The sequence below is a fragment of the Nonomuraea sp. NPDC050310 genome (genome assembly GCF_040655795.1).
Classification (GTDB): domain Bacteria; phylum Actinomycetota; class Actinomycetes; order Streptosporangiales; family Streptosporangiaceae; genus Nonomuraea.
Genome location: NZ_JBFAKP010000006.1, coordinates 209,913 through 225,403 on the forward strand (window position 1 = coordinate 209,913; position 15,491 = coordinate 225,403).

15 protein-coding genes are annotated in these 15,491 nt (G+C 73.7%); 9 read left to right on the top strand and 6 right to left on the bottom strand.

The annotated features are described in order from the left end of the window. Window positions 1–104: 104 nt before the first annotated feature. From AB0I67_RS18095 to AB0I67_RS18105, 3 genes are read right to left on the bottom strand one after another with little or no spacing between them, the layout of a single operon-like run. The gene (locus tag AB0I67_RS18095) at window positions 105–2,315 is read right to left on the bottom strand and encodes a transglycosylase domain-containing protein (protein ID WP_357924438.1); all 2,211 of its coding nucleotides are present in this window, start codon (window positions 2,313–2,315) and stop codon (window positions 105–107) included. A gap of 30 nt (window positions 2,316–2,345) precedes the next feature. Further along, window positions 2,346–3,680, bottom strand: coding sequence for a UDP-N-acetylglucosamine 1-carboxyvinyltransferase (gene murA, locus AB0I67_RS18100; RefSeq protein WP_357924441.1), 1,335 nt, complete (start codon window positions 3,678–3,680; stop codon window positions 2,346–2,348). Then, window positions 3,673–4,797, bottom strand: coding sequence for an FAD-dependent monooxygenase (locus tag AB0I67_RS18105; RefSeq protein WP_357924443.1), 1,125 nt, complete (start codon window positions 4,795–4,797; stop codon window positions 3,673–3,675). Before AB0I67_RS18105 ends, murA begins: the two co-directional genes overlap by 8 nt. Window positions 4,798–4,898: 101 nt before the next feature. On the opposite strand from AB0I67_RS18105, the gene AB0I67_RS18110 reads away from it, so the two are divergent. Next, window positions 4,899–5,828, top strand: coding sequence for a TetR/AcrR family transcriptional regulator C-terminal domain-containing protein (locus AB0I67_RS18110; protein ID WP_357924446.1), 930 nt, complete (start codon window positions 4,899–4,901; stop codon window positions 5,826–5,828). 10 nt (window positions 5,829–5,838) lie between these two features. After that, the gene (locus AB0I67_RS18115; protein WP_357924449.1) at window positions 5,839–6,381 is read left to right on the top strand and encodes a hypothetical protein; all 543 of its coding nucleotides are present in this window, start codon (window positions 5,839–5,841) and stop codon (window positions 6,379–6,381) included. Here the strand turns inward: AB0I67_RS18115 and AB0I67_RS18120 are convergent. Beyond that, on the bottom strand, window positions 6,347–7,717 hold the full coding sequence (locus AB0I67_RS18120) for an amidase family protein (RefSeq protein WP_357924451.1): 1,371 nt from the start codon (window positions 7,715–7,717) through the stop codon (window positions 6,347–6,349). The genes AB0I67_RS18115 and AB0I67_RS18120 overlap by 35 nt on opposite strands. 151 nt (window positions 7,718–7,868) lie before the next feature. Between AB0I67_RS18120 and AB0I67_RS18125 the strand changes: the two genes are divergently transcribed. The 5 genes from AB0I67_RS18125 to AB0I67_RS18145 all read left to right on the top strand — a co-directional run bounded on the left by AB0I67_RS18125 (window position 7,869) and on the right by AB0I67_RS18145 (window position 11,514). Continuing rightward, window positions 7,869–8,114 carry a hypothetical protein gene (locus AB0I67_RS18125; RefSeq protein ID WP_357924454.1) on the top strand — a complete coding sequence of 82 codons (246 nt, stop codon included), beginning with the start codon at window positions 7,869–7,871 and terminating at the stop codon, window positions 8,112–8,114. An 18-nt stretch (window positions 8,115–8,132) separates the two neighbouring features. Then, window positions 8,133–9,482 (top strand): HAMP domain-containing sensor histidine kinase, encoded by a 1,350-nt coding sequence (locus AB0I67_RS18130; RefSeq protein ID WP_357924457.1) that lies wholly within the window; start codon window positions 8,133–8,135, stop codon window positions 9,480–9,482. Next, a complete protein-coding gene (locus tag AB0I67_RS18135) occupies window positions 9,479–10,141 on the top strand; it encodes a response regulator transcription factor (RefSeq protein WP_357924460.1) in 663 nt (220 codons plus the stop codon). Before AB0I67_RS18130 ends, AB0I67_RS18135 begins: the two co-directional genes overlap by 4 nt. A gap of 95 nt (window positions 10,142–10,236) precedes the next feature. Continuing rightward, complete coding sequence (locus tag AB0I67_RS18140; RefSeq protein ID WP_357924463.1) at window positions 10,237–10,917, top strand: hypothetical protein; 681 nt, start codon at window positions 10,237–10,239, stop codon at window positions 10,915–10,917. Window positions 10,918–10,920: 3 nt separating this feature from the next. Further along, window positions 10,921–11,514: a class F sortase gene (locus AB0I67_RS18145; RefSeq protein WP_357924466.1), complete on the top strand. Its 594-nt coding sequence runs from the start codon at window positions 10,921–10,923 to the stop codon at window positions 11,512–11,514. 47 nt (window positions 11,515–11,561) lie between these two features. On the opposite strand, the gene AB0I67_RS18150 is transcribed toward AB0I67_RS18145, so the two are convergent. After that, the gene (locus tag AB0I67_RS18150) at window positions 11,562–12,323 is read right to left on the bottom strand and encodes a helix-turn-helix transcriptional regulator (protein ID WP_357924468.1); all 762 of its coding nucleotides are present in this window, start codon (window positions 12,321–12,323) and stop codon (window positions 11,562–11,564) included. Window positions 12,324–12,377: 54 nt separating this feature from the next. Here AB0I67_RS18150 and AB0I67_RS18155 point away from each other — a divergent pair, with 54 nt between their 5' ends. Beyond that, entirely contained in the window at window positions 12,378–13,490 is a 1,113-nt protein-coding gene (locus tag AB0I67_RS18155) for an MFS transporter (protein WP_357924471.1), read from the top strand. Window positions 13,491–13,507: 17 nt separating this feature from the next. Here the strand turns inward: AB0I67_RS18155 and ybaK are convergent, their stop codons facing one another. Beyond that, complete coding sequence (gene ybaK / locus AB0I67_RS18160; protein WP_357924474.1) at window positions 13,508–14,005, bottom strand: Cys-tRNA(Pro) deacylase; 498 nt, start codon at window positions 14,003–14,005, stop codon at window positions 13,508–13,510. 100 nt (window positions 14,006–14,105) lie between these two features. On the opposite strand from ybaK, the gene hisD reads away from it, so the two are divergent. Further along, window positions 14,106–15,488: a histidinol dehydrogenase gene (gene hisD / locus AB0I67_RS18165; protein WP_357924477.1), complete on the top strand. Its 1,383-nt coding sequence runs from the start codon at window positions 14,106–14,108 to the stop codon at window positions 15,486–15,488. Window positions 15,489–15,491 lie beyond the last annotated feature (3 nt).

Genomic DNA, 15,491 nt, shown 5'->3' on the forward strand with positions numbered 1-15,491 from the left:
GAACGACTCCGTCTGTGTGGCATGCCTTGCCGAAGTTATGCACTTCTTGACACATCCGGTCAATCCCGTCACATCACCGAGTTATTGCGACTTGGTGTCGGTCGTTACCGCCGGCGGTCACGGTGGTGGTGGGTGCGGTGTGCCCGCCACCACCGGCGGGCCCGGTCCTTGGTTCGGCGCTCCCAGCGCACCCGCTCGCCGCGGACGGCCCGCCGGGCGTCGGTGGCGCGCTTCTCCGCCTCCAGGGCCTCCTTCAGGCCCGGCGTGAAGCCGCCGCCGAAGCGGGAGTGGTCCGGCGCGACGAAACGGGTCCCCGGAGTATCGCGCAGCGCCCCCAGCATCGAGGAGACCCAGATCGGGCCGGGCAGCGAGGCGCCCTGCACCGAGCCGTACCCCTGGCCGCCGATGACCACCCCGCGCAGCGGGTGGCGGTAGGAGCCGCGGATGTCGCCGACGCTCACCGCCGCCGCCAGGTCGGGGGTGTAGCCGGCGAACCAGGCCGAGGTGTAGCCGTTGTTGGTGCCGGTCTTGCCGGCCGCGTGCCGGCCGATGCTCTTGCCCTTCATCGTGCCCTGGGTGAACACGCCCTGCAGCACGTGGTTGACGGCGTCGGCCACCTGGCGGTCGATGGCCTGCTCACAGGCGGGCGCCACGACCGTGCGCTTGCCCTCCCGGTCGACGATCTCCACGATCGCCTGCGGGCGGCAGTAGCGGCCCCGGGCGCCGAAGGCGGCGAAGGAGGCGGCGACCGTCACCGGGTCCATCTCGTTGACGCCCAGCGTGAAGGTCGGCACCTCGCGCAGCGGGCCGCCGTCGGCCCGGGAGATCCCCAGCGCGCGGGCGGTCTTGACCACGTTGCACAGGCCGACCTTGCGCTCCAGCATCATGTAGAAGATGTTCACCGACTTCCAGGTGCCGGTGGAGATACTGTGCGGGCCGCCCTTGCCCTCGCCGCTGGCGTTGTAGACGCGCGCCCCGGGCGCGTTGACCGGCCGGCCGGCGCAGTCGCGGTAGCCCTGGGCGGGCACGAAGTGGCCGGGGGTGCCGAAGCCCTGGTTGAAGCGCCAGCCCTGGGCCAGCGCGGTGGCCAGCGTGTACACCTTGAACGTCGAGCCGGCCTGGAAGCCGAGCCCGCCGCCGTGGGCGACGTCGGCGGCCAGGTTGTAGGTGGTGCGCGGGCCGTTGTTCTTGTTGCCGGGATTGCGGCCGTACTTCTTGCTGACCGCCATCGCCCGGATCCGCCCGGTGCCCGGCTCCACCATCGCCTCGGCCGCGACCTCGGTGTCGGCGGCGTGCACCCGCGCCGAGATCGCCCGGTCGGCGGCCCGCTGCGCCCGCGGGTCGAGCGTGGTGCGCAACACCAGCCCGCCGCGCGCCAGCCGCCGCTGCCGTTCGGCCGCGGTGTTGCCGAACACCGGGCTGGTCAGCAGCTCCCGCTGGACGTACAGGCAGAAGAACGGGTACTCGCTCTCTCCGCAACCGCCCGGCGCGGCGCTCATCCGCAGCCCCAGCGGCGCCTTCTTCGCCCGCGCCGCCGCCGCGGCGGTGATCGTCCCGGACTCGGCCATCCGGTCCAGCACCGTGTCGCGCCGCTGCAGCAGCCGCTCGCGCGCCTGGGCGCCCAGCGAGGGATCGGTGGCGTACGGCGAGCGGACCGTCCCCGCCAGGGTGGCCGCCTGGTTCAGGGTGAGCCGGGCCGCGGTGGTGGAGAAGAAGCGCTGGGCCGCCGCCTCGACGCCGTGCGCGCCGGCGCCGAAGTAGGCGATGTTGAGATAGCGCTCCAGGATCTCGTCCTTGGTGTACTTCTCCTCCAGGGCGAGGGCGTAGCGCAGCTCGCTGACCTTCCGGCCCAGGCTCGGGGCGGTGGCCTGCGCGCGCTCGGCGTCGGTCTCGGCCGACTCCAGCAGGATGTTCTTCACGAGCTGCTGGGTCAGCGAGGAGCCGCCCTGCCGTACGCCGCCCGCCTGGGTGTTGGTCAGCGCGGCGCGCAGCGTGCCGCGGACGTCCAGGCCGCCGTGCTCGTAGAAGCGCGAGTCCTCGACCGCCACGATCGCCCGGCGCATCAGCGGGGCGACCTCGGCCAGCGGCACGGTGGTGCGGTTGGCGGTGTAGAACTGCGCGAACTGCCGGCCGTTCTTGTCCAGGAGCCTGGTCACCTGCGGCAGCGGTTCCTCGCGCGGGGCGGGCGGGAGGTCGACGAAGGTGTCGGCCACGTTCCTGGCCGCCAGCCCGGCCCCGCCCACGGCGGGCAGGGCCAGCGCCGCGGCCAGGACCCCGCCGACGGCTCCGGCCACCCCGAGTTTGAGCACAGTCACGCAAGGTGATCTACGACGGTCGCGTCGTGATCAAACCCCCGCTGCGGATCCTTTACTGATGTTCAGCCCAAGGGAGACGAACTGCTCGAAGGGGTGGTGATAGCCGCGTTCGATGTGGTGCACGCCGCGCAGCGTGGAGGTCCCGTCGGCCACCGCGGCGGCCAGCACCGCGGAGAAGCCCGCCCGGATGTCGGGCAGCGTGACGTCCGCGCCGTGCAACTGCGAGACGCCGCGCACGACCGCCGAGTGCTTGGCGTTGGTGTCGTGGTAGCGGCAGGCCGGACCGCCCAGGCACTGGTCGAAGACCTCGATCTCGCAGCCCATCTTCTTCAGCGCGGGCACGTAGACCAGGCGGTTCTCGAAGACCGTCTCGTGCAGCACCGACATGCCCTTGCTCTGGGTGAACAGGACCATCAGCGGCGTCTGCCAGTCGGTCATGAAGCCGGGGTGGGTGTCGGTCTGCACGGCCGCCGAGCGCAGGCCCTCCGGCGGCTTGGTGGCGCAGAGGTACTCGTCGTTGATCTCGAATTGGGCGCCCATCCGGGCCAGCGTGGTGATCGCGGTGACCAGCCGGTCCTGGTGGCAGCCGTGCACCCGCACCTCGCCCCCGGTGACCAGGCCGGCGGCCAGGTAGGAGAAGGCCTCGATGCGGTCGCCGGCCAGCCACGTGGAGGCGCCGTGCAGCCGCTCGACGCCCTCGATCACGATGCGCCGGTCGGGCGACAGCTCGATCAGCGCGCCCATGCGCTGCAGGAACAGCGCGAGCTCGACCACCTCGGGCTCGGTGGCCGCGTTCTTCAGCACCGTCTTGCCCTCGGCCAGCACCGCCGACATCAGGATCGTCTCGGTCGCCCCGACGCTCGGGTAGGGCAGCTCGATCCGGGTGCCCTGCAGGCGCTTGGCCTTGGCGTAGACGCCCGCCTCGTTGACCTCGACCTCGGCGCCCATCTGCCGCAGCGCGTCGACGTGGAAGTCGATCGGCCGCCGGCCGATGGGGTCGCCGCCGACCAGCGGGACGAACGCCTCACCGGCCAGGTGCAGCAGGGGGCCGAGCATCAGGATGGGGATGCGGTTGAGCCCGGTGTACTCCTCGGGCACCTTCGGGTTGATCTGCGCGCCGCGCTCGATGCGGATCTCGGAGCCGTCGAGCTCGACGTTGATGCCGAGGGCCCGGAGCATGGCCGCGGTGATGCCGACCTCGCCCACCTCGGGCGCATTGTGGATGGTGCTCTGCCCGCCGCCCAGCATGGCGGCGACCATGTGTTTGGAGACGCCGTTCTTCGACCCCCGGACCACCACGTCCCCGCGCAGCGGGCCGGAGGGCTCGATCAGCCAGACCTCTTCGTCGTTCACGGGTTCATTCACGGGCCCAACCGTAGTCCTTGAGGTCCACGGCGGCCGACACCTCCTCGATCGACGGGGGCTCGCCCTGGGGGTCGCGCTGCCAGGCGTCCACCCGCAACGCGTACTCCTGGTTGGCCTCGGCGAAGGGGCGCATCACCGCCTCGTAGGCGGCCAGCGCCTGCGGCAGCGGGGCCCGGCCCAGCTCACCGGCCAGCACGTACGCGCCGACCATGGCCAGCGTGGTGCCCTGCCCGGACAGCGGCGAGGCGCAGTAGCCGGCGTCGCCGACCAGGGTGACGCGGCCCCGGCTCCAGGACGGCAGGTGGATCTGCGCCATGGAGTCGAAGTGGAAGTCGGGCGCCAGGCGCATCTCCTTCAACATCCTCGGCACCTCCCAGCCGTCGGCGCCGAAGCGCTCCTCCAAGGCGCGGTAGTGGCCCTCGCGGTCGCGGTGGTCGAAATCGGAGCCGTCGGCGTAGAAGCCGAGCAGCGCCCGGGCCTCGGCGTTGTCACGCGCGCTGTACAGGCCCGCCATGCGGTCGGCCTCGCGGTAGAAGGTCTGCCAGCGGTCCAGGCCGGTGAAGTTCGCGGTGGTGAAGACGGCCAGCATCGTGCCCAGGTGCCGGATGTGCTCCCGCTCCGGGCCGAAGGCCAGGCGGCGGGTGGTGGAGTGCAGCCCGTCCGCGCCGACGATCAGGTCGAACCGCTCGCCGGGGGCGCGCTCGAAGCCGACCTCGCCGCTCTCGGGGTCGAGGGCGGTCAGGCTGTCGTCGAAGCGGTAGGCGGCCCGCTCGCGGGTGGCCTCGTACAGGACGCGGGCCAGGTCGTCGCGGAGCAGTTCGACGTCGGGGCTGCCGACCCTGCCGCCGGTCAGCGTCTCCTCGGTGGTGGAGTGCAGCACCGTGCCGTCGCCGTCGACGAAGGACATGCCGCGCATGCCGGTCGCGTGCTCGCGGATCGCCTCCAGCAGGCCCATCCGCTCGGCCACCGTCAGCGCAGCGCCGCGCACGTCGATCGCCTGGCCGCCGGGGCGGATCGAGGGCGCCCGCTCGACCACCGTGACGTCGTGACCGCCGCGGGAGAGCCAGAAAGCCAGGGCGGGACCGGCGATGCTCGCGCCGGAGATCAGAATCTTCATGTCGTTGAATGTACGGCGTACGCAACCCGTCCCACAAGCCGATTTGTCACTTTCTGTACTAGGATAGACGGGCTGCCGTGTACTAGGACAGAGGAGTTCGCGTGACCGCCCCCTACCTCAGGATCGCCGACGAGCTGCGCCGCCGCCTGGCGCGGCTGCGCCCCGGCGACCGGGTGCCCTCCACCCGCCAGCTCGTCCGCGACCAGGGCGTCGCCCTGGCCACCGCCGCCAAGGCGCTCGACGTGCTGCGGCAGGAGGGGCTGATCGAGGCGGTGCCCAGGGTCGGCTACGTCGTCGCGGCACCCGCCCAGCCGCGGCCCCGCCGCCGGCCCGCCGCCGACGCGCTCGACGTCGGGCGGATCGTCGCCGCCGCGCTCGACCTGGCCGACGAGGAGGGCCTCGACGCGGTCTCCATGCGCGGCCTGGCCGGGCGGCTGGGCGTGCCCGCGATGTCGCTCTACCGGCACGTGCCGGACAAGGACGCGCTGATCGTGCTCCTGGGCGACGCCGGATTCGCCGACTTCGCCGAGCCCGAGCAGGTCACCGGCTGGCGGGACCGGCTGGCGGCCTCCGCCCGCGCGCAGTGGGCGCTCTACCGGCGCCGGCCCTGGCTGGCCCAGCTCAACCCGCTCGGCCGGCCCATCCCCTCGCCCAACCTGGCACGCCACGCCGACTTCATGATGGCCTCGCTCGAAGGACTCGGGCTCAGCGCCGACACGCAGATGACGCTGCACATCACCCTGTTCAGCTACGTGCGCGGCATCGCCGCCAACCTGGAGGCCGAGGCCCGCGCCCAGGCCGAGAGCGGCGTCGACGAGGACGACTGGATGGACCGGCAGGGCCGGGAGTTCGAGGCGCTGGCCGCCACGGGGAGCTATCCGGCCTTCGCGCGGGTGCTGGGCGGGCTCGCGGCCGGGTATGACTTCAACCTGGACACGCTGTTCGAGTTCGGGCTCAACGCGCTGCTAGAGGGATTTGCCGGGATAATCCGCGAGGCGGGTTACGATCGAGCGGATCCGGAGCTTTTCTGAGGAGTGTGACGTGGGGCGGCAGTTGCGGGTGTTCGCGGTGACCGTTGCCGCTCTCCTGGCCCTCGGGGTGCTCGCCGGGCTGGCCTGGTCGTGGGTCTCGCCCCGGCCGCCGTACATCGAGACGCAACGCGGGCCGCTGCTGGCCGACCCCACCACCCAGGCGCTCATCGCCGCCGACGGCTGGTTCGCGGTGATCACCGGCGTGCTCGCCCTGGCCAGCGGGCTCATCGCCTGGCGTTACACCCGCCGCGACGGCCTGGGCGCCGTCCTCGGCCTCTTCCTCGGCGGCAGCGCCGCCTCGCTGGTCACCTACTGGGTCGGCACCCGCTTCACCCTCGGCGCGGCGACCATCGCCGCCGCCGCGCCCGGGCTCGACATCGTCGCCGGGCCGCTCGACCTCACCGCCCGCGGGGTGCTGGTCACCTGGCCCTTCCTCGCCCTCGGCGTCTACGCCGCCATCGAGGGCGTGCTCGCCTACCGGCGCTCGCCCATGCGCAAGCCGTACGGCGAGCCGGGGATCACAGGTCTGGACGGCGGGAGCCGTACCCTGTGACCAGCTCGAACGCGCGGGCGAAGCGCAGCACCCGGGCGTCGTCGAAGGGCCGCCCGATCAGCTGCACCCCGACCGGCAGCCCCCCGGGCGTGAAGCCGGCCGGCACGCTGGCGGCCGGCGCGTGCAGCACCGAGATCCAGTACGCCGAGCGCATCCAGGCCAGGTAGTCGGGCAGCGGCTCGCCGTTGATCTCGCTCACGTACGGCTGCTCCACCGGGAACGGCGGCACCTGGCTGACCGGCGCCAGCAGCAGGTCGTAGTCGTCGAAGAAGCCGGCCATCCGCGCGTACAGCGAGGTGCGCGCCCGCTCGGCCCGGGCCAGGTCGTCGCCGCTCACCCGCCGCCCCTGCTCGACGTTCCAGGCCACGTTCGGCCCGACGCCCTCCAGGTCGCCGAAGGCCAGCGCGTAGTACCAGGCCCGGTAGACGCGGAAGGCCTCCTCGGCCTCCGACAGGTCGAGATCGACCTGCTCCACGTGCGCGCCCAGCGCCTCGAACACGCCCGGCGCGGTGGCGGTCACCGCCGCGGTCCCGGCGTCCACCGGCAGCCCGCCCAGGTCGGGGGAGTAGGCCACGCGCAGCCCCCGCACCGACAGCTCGGGATCGGGGACGAACTCCTCCTTGATCGCGTACGGCGAGCGCGGGTCGAACCCGGCCATCGCCCGCAGGAACAACGTCAGGTCCTCCACGGTCCGCGCCATCGGCCCGGGCGTGGCGAGGGTGAACCACGCCGCGCTCCCGCCCGGGTCCGGCACCCGGCCCGGCGTCGGGCGCAGCCCCACCACGTTGCAGAAGGAGGCCGGGTTGCGCAGCGAGCCGCCCATGTCCGAGCCGTCGGCCAGCGGCACCAGCCCCGCCGCCAGCGCCGCCGCCGCCCCGCCGCTCGACCCGCCCGCGCTGCGGGAGCGGTCGTAGGGGTTGCGGGTGGCCCCGAACACCTCGTTCACCGTGTGCGAGCCGGTCCCGAACTCCGGCGTGTTGGTCTTGCCGAGCGAGATCGCGCCCGCCGCCCGCAGCCGCCGCACGATCAGGTCGTCCTCGGCGGGCACGTGCCCGGCGAACAGCGGCGAGCCGTACGTGGTGCGGACCCCGGCGGTGTCGACCAGGTCCTTGTGCGCGATCGGCAGGCCGTGCAGCAGGCCCTCGGGAGCCCGCCGGTCGGCCTCGGCGGCCTGGCGCAACGCGCTCTCGGCGCTCAGCGTGACGATGGCGTTGAGCTCGGGATTGACCTTGGCGATCCGGTCGAGGTGCGCGCGGGTCAGTTCGACGGCGCTGATCTGCCGGGTGCGCAGCAGCGTGAGCATCTCGCTCGCGCTCAGGTAGTGCAGTTCGCTCACCTCACCGATCCTGCCGCACCGGGCCGCGCCGGGCGATGGCACCCCTTGCGCGGCCTGCCCGGCGAAGCTGGCAAACCTCCACATACCCTGATGAGAGTTCTCTCATCGGCCTCTCATCGGTGGGAGAGGGCTCGTGGCTTAGCGTCGGGTCATGAGCCGCAGGACCCCGCTGGCCTGGGCAGTGGCCGGAGCGATGCTCGCCCTCGTGGTCTTCGCCCTGGTGCGGGTGGCGAGCGCGGGCGAACCCGACCTGGGCGGCCCCGTGGTCATCACGCCGGTGGTCAGCACGCCGCGGGTCACCCCCAGCACCGCCCCGGCGCCCCGGCCGGACGTGACGAAGGAGCAGAGGACGGAGCGGGTGCCCCGCGCCCCGCAGGACGACGATGACGACGACTGAACCCCGCGGACCGGGCCGGTGAGCGCCCGCTTCCGCATCGTGGCCTGGATGCTCGCCGTCGTCGGCCTCGCCCTGGCCGTCGCCATCACCGCCGCCGCCACCGTGCTGCTCGCCCGCGAGGACCAGGTGATCAACGACGAGCTGCGCAACGAGGCCGGCAAGCTGCGCGGCTACGTCGCCCAGCGCCCGGCTCCCGATGTCGAGGCGCTGTTCGCCGACTACCTGCGGGTCAACGTCGCCGACCGCTGGGAGTCCTTCTTCACCCTGGTCGACGGCCGCCTCACCGCCCGCTCCGGAGCCGCGCCGCCGCCCGGTCTGGCCGCCCGCGTCGCCACGCTCGGCACCGACGAGACCGGCTGGTACGACACCCCCGGCGGGCTGCTGCGCTACGGCGCCCTGCCGGTCAGCGCCGTCGGCGACGCGCGGCGCGGGCACTTCGTCATCGTCGTCGACTACGACCGCCACCGTGCCGAGGTCGTCGACGCCCTGCGCGTGCTGGCCCTGTCCGCCCTCGGCGGGCTGGCCATGGCCGGCGCGGCCGGCTGGTTCGTCGCCGGCCGCGTGCTCTCCCCGGTCCGGCTGGTACGGCAGGCGGCCGAACGCATCGGCGACTCCGCCGACCTCACCCGCCGCCTGACCGTCGTCGGCAACGACGACGTCGCCGCGCTCGCCCGGACCTTCAACCACATGCTCCACCGCCTGGAGCGGGCCTTCGCCACCCAGCGGGAGTTCCTCGACGACGCCGGGCACGAGCTGCGCACCCCCATCACCGTCGTCCGCGGCCACCTGGAGCTCATGGGCGACGACCCCGCCGAACGCGCCGAGACCCTCGCCCTGGTCACCGACGAGCTCGACCGGATGAGCCGGATCGTCGAGGACCTGCTCACCCTCGCCAAGGCCGAGCAGCCCGGCTTCGTCGAACCCGACGCGGTCGAACTGGCCGACCTCACGGTGAGCGTGGTCGCCAAGGCCCGGGCGCTGGGGGAGCGGACTTGGCGGATCGACTCGCTGGCCGAGGCGGTCGTGCCGGCCGACCGGCAACGGCTCACCCAGGCGCTCATGCAGCTCGCCGCCAACGCCGTCCGGCACACCGCGCCCGGCGGGGAGATCGCGGTCGGCTCCGCGCTGCGGGACGGGGTGGCCGAGCTCTGGGTGCGCGACGACGGGCCCGGCGTGCCGCCCGAGGACCGCGAGCGCGTCTTCCAGCGTTTCGTGCGCGGGCGGGGCTCCGGTGGCGCCGGGCTCGGCCTGGCCATCGTCCGCTCCATCGCCGAGGCGCACGGCGGACGGGTGCGGGTGGAGGACGGCGCCCGCTTCGTGATCACCATCCCGGCGGCAATCCCGGCGGAAGAGGAGCCAGTGGCATGAACCGGATTCTGATCGCCGAGGACGAGCGGCGGATCGCCAGCTTCGTGGAGAAAGGCCTGCGCGGCCACGGCTTCGTCACCACCGTCGTCGAGGACGGCGAGGCGGCCTACGAGTACGCCCGCAGCGGCCGCTTCGACCTCATGGTCCTCGACATCGGGCTGCCGCTCGCCGACGGCTTCACCGTGCTGCGCCGCCTGCGCGAGGCCCGCGTCTCCCTGCCGGTGATCATCCTCACCGCCCGGGACAGCGTCGCCGACAAGGTGGCCGGGCTGGAGGGCGGGGCCGACGACTACGTGCCCAAGCCCTTCGCCTTCGAGGAACTCCTCGCCCGGGTACGGCTCCGCCTGCGCGGCGCCCCCGCGCCCGAGGCCACCGTGCTCCGGGTGGGGGAGCTGGCCCTCGACCTGCGCAGCCGCCGGGCGCACGTGGCCGGGCGGGTGGTCGAGCTGTCCACCCGGGAGTTCACCCTCGCCGAGGTCTTCTGCCGCCACCCCGACCAGGTCCTCACCCGGGAGCAACTGCTCAGCCAGGTGTGGGGGTTCGACTTCGACCCCGGCTCCAACGTGGTGGACGTGTACGTGCGTTACCTGCGGCGCAAGCTCGGCGCCGACCTCATCGAGACCGTCCGGGGGGCGGGGTACCGGCTGCGGGGCGGATGAGAGGGGTCTCACCCGGGGCTCACCTTGGTTCCATCGCCGGCTTCGAGGCTGGGAGCAGCACACAGAACCGCTCCCTTCATCCTCCGGAGGAACCGATGGAACTCAAGCCCGCCCTGCTCGCCCTGGCCCTCGTCGCCGGCACCGGCACCACCCTGACCACCCTGACCGCCACCCCGTCCCACGCCACCCCGCTCGTCCAGACCACCGCCACCGACGACCGCGACGACCGCGACGACGACCGGGACGACTGGGATGACCAGGACGACCGGGATGACCGGGACGACGAGCCCGGCGACGACGACGGTGGCGACGACGACGGTGGCGACGACGACGGTGGCGACGACGACCGCGACGATCGGGACGACGACCGGGGCGGCGATGACCGCGACGACCGGGATGACGACCAGCCGCGGGGTGGCGTGGACACCGGTAAGGGCGGCGTCTCCCGCGATGCCGACGATGACGACGACGACCAGCCGCAGGGCGGGGTCGACACGGGCCACGGGGGCACCGCCACCAACACCTCCACCTCGGCCACCTCAGCCGGAAAGGCCACCTCGGCTACCTCCGCCGGGTCGGCCGCCTCCGCCAGCTCGGGTGACGCTGCGGTCGGTGGCCCGCTCGGTGGCACCGCCAAGGTCGCCACCGCCTCCGCGACCGTGCCGGACGCCGGCACGGGCGTCGGGGTGCCGCTGGCCCTGACCGGTGCCGCCGGGCTGATGGCGCTGGGCGGCGGGGCGTGGTGGCTGCGGCGCCGCACCACCCAGGCGGGCTGACCGATGCCGATCACCCCAGCCCTGCTCCTCACGCCCGCCCTGGCCCTGAGCCTCACCACGGCGTCCCTCACCTCGGCGTCCCTCACCACGGGCCTCCCGGCCACCGCGACCCTGCCCACCACCGTCACCACCGAAGGCCGGGGCACGACCGCCCACCAGGACGTCGCCCGCCCCGTCCGGTTACGCATCCCGTCCATAGCCGTGGACTCCCGGATCATCCCCCTCCCCCTGGACCGCCACGGCCGCCTGGTCGCCCCGAAGGGCTACCACGTGACAGGCTGGAACGTCGCGGGCCCGGAGCCGGGCGAGCCGGGCGCGGCCGTGATAGCCGGCCACGTCGACTCGAAGACCGGCCCGGCCGTCTTCCACCGCCTCCCCAAGCTCACCAAGGGCGCGAAGATCCACGTGACTCGGGCCGACGGCACCACGGTGACGTTCAAGGTCACCAAGACCGCCCGCTACCCGAAGAACCGCCTGCCGAGCACGAAGGTGTACGGCGGAGCCCGCACCCCCGAGCTCCGCCTGATCACCTGCGGCGGCGCCTTCGACCGGACCAGGGGCAGCTACCGCGACAACATCGTCGTCTTCGCCCGCTGACCCCGCCGAGCCAAACCCGGCGCCTCCGGGGCCGGACCTGTGGTGATCTACACCGTAAAGGCCCGCCCCGGAGTGTGCCCGAACGCCTTCCGGAACACCTCGATGAACGCGCTCGGCGAAGACCACCCGCACCGCACCGCCACCGAGGTCACCGGCACCCCCTCCGCCAGCAGCACCACTGCCCGATGCAGCCGCACCTGCGTCCGCCACTGCCGGAACCCCATCCCGAACTCGCCCCTGAACAGCCGGGCCAGCGTCCGCTCCCCGGCCCCGACGGCCCGGCCCAGCTCGCGCAGCCCGCGCGGATCGGCCGGGTCGTCACGGACCAGCCGGCACACCGCCGCCAGCCGGGGATCGCGCGCGGCGGGCACGTGCACCGGCTGCCCCGGCGCCCGGCGCAGCCGGTCGACCAGCACCCCGCGCAGCCGTTCCCGCTCGCCGCCGGGCAGGTCCGCCTCCCCGCTGTAGGCGAGGATCAGCTCCCGCAACAGTCCGGTGACCGCCACCACCGCCGGCCGTTCCCAGCCGGCCCCCGGCTCGTCGAGCGCGGTCCGCTCCGTCGGGGCCAGCCCCACCAGCCGCAGCTCCGTCGGCCCGTGCGCCCGGTGGGCGTGCACGGTCCCGGCCGGGATCCACAGGGCCCGGCTCGCGGGCGCCACCCACGCCCCGGCCTCGGTGATCACCTCGACCACGCCGCGGCCCGCGTACACGAGCTGGTGCCCGTCGTGCCGGTGCGCATCGATCGACGCCCCGGCGTCCAGGAGCCGCCGTCCGGTGGGCGGGTGGGGAGTATGGCGGGTTTTCGACATCACCTGGCACTCTAACGAAAGCGCGCCACCCGGCCGGAGCCGGAGGATGCTCCCATGGCGAATCACAAGGTCACCCTCCTCGCCACCGGTCACGCCTGCGTGGACTTCTACCAGGGCGCGGTTCCCGCGATGGTCCCGTTCCTGGTCGCCGAGCGCGGCTACGGCTACGTCGCCGCCTCGGGCGTCGTGCTGGCGCTGACGCTGCTGTCGTCGGTGGTCCAGCCGTTGTTCGGCGCCGCCGCGGACCGGCTGCGGATGCCGTGGCTGGTTCCGGTGAGCATGACCACCGCCGGGCTGGGCCTGGCGGCGGGCGGGCTGAGCGACTCCTACGCGCTGACCTGGCTCGCGGTCGCGCTGACCGGTCTCGGCGTGGCCGCCTACCACCCGGAGTCGGCCCGGCTGGCCCGGGCGGCCAGCGGCGGCAGCCATGTGGCGATGAGCTGGTTCTCCCTCGGCGGCACGCTGGGCTTCGCGCTCGCGCCGGTGCTGGTGACGCCGTTGCTGGCGGCCGGGGGGCTGGCGGCTTCGCCGTACCTGGTGGTGCCGGGGTTGCTCGGCGCGGTGCTGACGGTGGCGGCGATGCGGCGCGGCGGCGGCCCGGCGGCGGCGAGCCGCCCGGCGGCGGACGCCGCCGACGACTGGCCGAGTTTCGTGCGGCTGGGGCTGGTGATGGTCTGCCGCTCGATCGCCTACGTCGGGCTGAGCGCCTTCGTGGCGCTGTACGCCGGCGGCGGGACGGCCGGGGCGGTGGCGCTGTTCCTGCTGTTCGCGGGTGGCTCGGCCGGAACCGTGCTCGGCGGGAAGCTGGCCACGCGCTGGGGCCGGGTACGGGTGCTCCGCTGGGCGTACGCGCTGGCCGTGCCCGCGGTGGCCGGGGTGGTCGTCGCCCCGCATGTCGCGGTCTTCCTGGCCGGGGTCGCGCTCTACGTGCCGTTCTCGCTGCACGTGACGCTCGGGCAGGACTACCTGCCCACCCGGGTCGGTACGGCCAGCGGCGTCACCCTGGGTCTCGCGGTCAGCGTCGGCGGCCTGGCCAGCCCGCTCATCGGCGCCGTCGCCGAGGCGAGCACGCTCGGCACGGCGCTGGCGGTGCTGCCCGTCTTCGCCGCCCTGGCCTGGCTCCTCGCCCGCCCCCTGGCCGAGCCCGCCCTCCGCGTCCCGGCCTGAGCCGCCGCGACCGAGGCTCAGCCCAGCTTGGCGATCGGGGCGGTGACCCCCTGGGTCAGGTCGAGCAGGTTCTTCGGCGCCGTCTCGATCTGCAGCCCGCGCCGCCCCGCCGAGAAGTAGATCGTGTCGAACTCCAGCGCCGAGGCGTCGAGCACGGTGGGCAGCCGCTTGCGCTGGCCGAGCGGGCTGATCCCGCCGACCACGTAGCCGGTCACCCGCTCGACCTTGGCCGCCTCGGCCATCGCCGCCCGCTTGCTCTTCAGCGCCGCGGCGAACGCCTTGAGGTCGAGCCTGCCCGCCACCGGCACGACCGCGACCGCCAGGCCGCTCTCCACCTCGGCGACCAGCGTCTTGAAGATCCGCTCGTACGGCACGCCGAGCGCGTCGGCCGCCTCCTCGCCGTAGGCCTGGGCCGAGGCGTCGTGCTCGTAGGGATGCAGGGTGAAGTCGACGCCGGCCCCGGTGAGTGCCACCGTGGCAGGGGTGCCCTGCCCGCCCTTCTTAGCCTTGCTCACGAAGGCGATCGTAGCGTCCGGCCGTCCACGACACGCCCGCCCGATCGTCCGCATGGTGGACAATTCGGGAGTCAGCAAGCGGACTCCGTAGACTGTGCAGGTGATTTCCCGTATCGACCTGCGCGACGGCCTCCCCGAGGACCTGCGCGACGTGCTGCCCCGCGCCGAACTCGACGTGGAAGCCGCCCTGGAGAAGGTGCGGCCCATCTGCGAGGACGTGCATCATCGTGGGGCGGCAGCCGTACGGGAGCTGACCGCCAGGTTCGACGGGGTCGAGATCGAGACCGCCCGGGTCCCGGCCGAGGCGCTTGAGCGCGCCCTGGCCGAGCTCGACCCGCGGGTGCGCGCGGCGCTGGAGGAGTCGATCAGGCGGGCCCGCCTGGTCCACCGCGACCAGCGGCGCACCGACACCACCACCCAGGTCGTGCCCGGTGGCACGGTGACCGAGCGCTGGGTGCCGGTCGACCGCGTGGGGCTGTACGTGCCGGGCGGCCGGGCGGTGTACCCGTCGTCCGTGGTGATGAACGTGGTCCCGGCGCAGGAGGCCGGGGTGGCCTCGCTGGCGGTGACCAGCCCGGCGCAGAAGGAGTTCGGCGGGCTGCCGCACCCGACCATCCTGGCCGCGTGCGCGCTGCTGGGCGTGGACGAGGTCTACTCCGTCGGCGGCGCGCAGGCGGTGGCGATGTTCGCCTACGGCACCGAGGAGTGCCCGCCGGCGACGATGGTCACCGGTCCCGGCAACATCTGGGTGGCCGCGGCCAAGCGGCTGCTCAAGGGCCGCATCGGCATCGACTCCGAGGCCGGGCCGACCGAGGTCGCGGTCCTGGCCGACCGCACCGCCGACCCGGTGTACGTGGCCGCCGACCTGATCAGCCAGGCCGAGCACGACGTGATCGCCGCCGCGGTGCTGATCACCGACAGCGAGGAGCTGGCCGAGGCGGTGGCCGCGGAGCTGCCGGGCCAGGTGGCCGCGACCAAGCACAGCGAGCGCATCACCGAGGCGCTGACCGGCCGCCAGTCCGGCATCGTGCTGGTCAAGGACCTGGAGGACGGCATCCGGGTGGCCGACGCCTACGCGGCCGAGCACCTGGAGATCCACACGGCCGACGCCGCGGCGGTGGCCGCCCGCATCAGGAACGCGGGCGCGATCTTCGTGGGCGGTTACGCCCCGGTCAGCCTGGGCGACTACCTGGCCGGGTCCAACCACGTGCTGCCCACCGGCGGCTGCGCGTGCCACTCCAGCGGCCTGTCGGTGCAGACCTTCCTGCGCGGCATCCACGTGGTCGACTACACCCGCGAGGCGCTGGCCGAGGCGGCCGAGCACGTCAGCGTGCTCGCCGACGCCGAGGACCTGCCCGCCCACGGCGCCGCCGTGCGCGCCCGCTTCGGCTGGCAGATCCCGCGGGCCGCCGGGGAGCAGGGCGGGGTACGGCAGGCGGAGCATACCGGCGAGGGCCCCGCGACCGACCCGACCACCGCCTGAAAG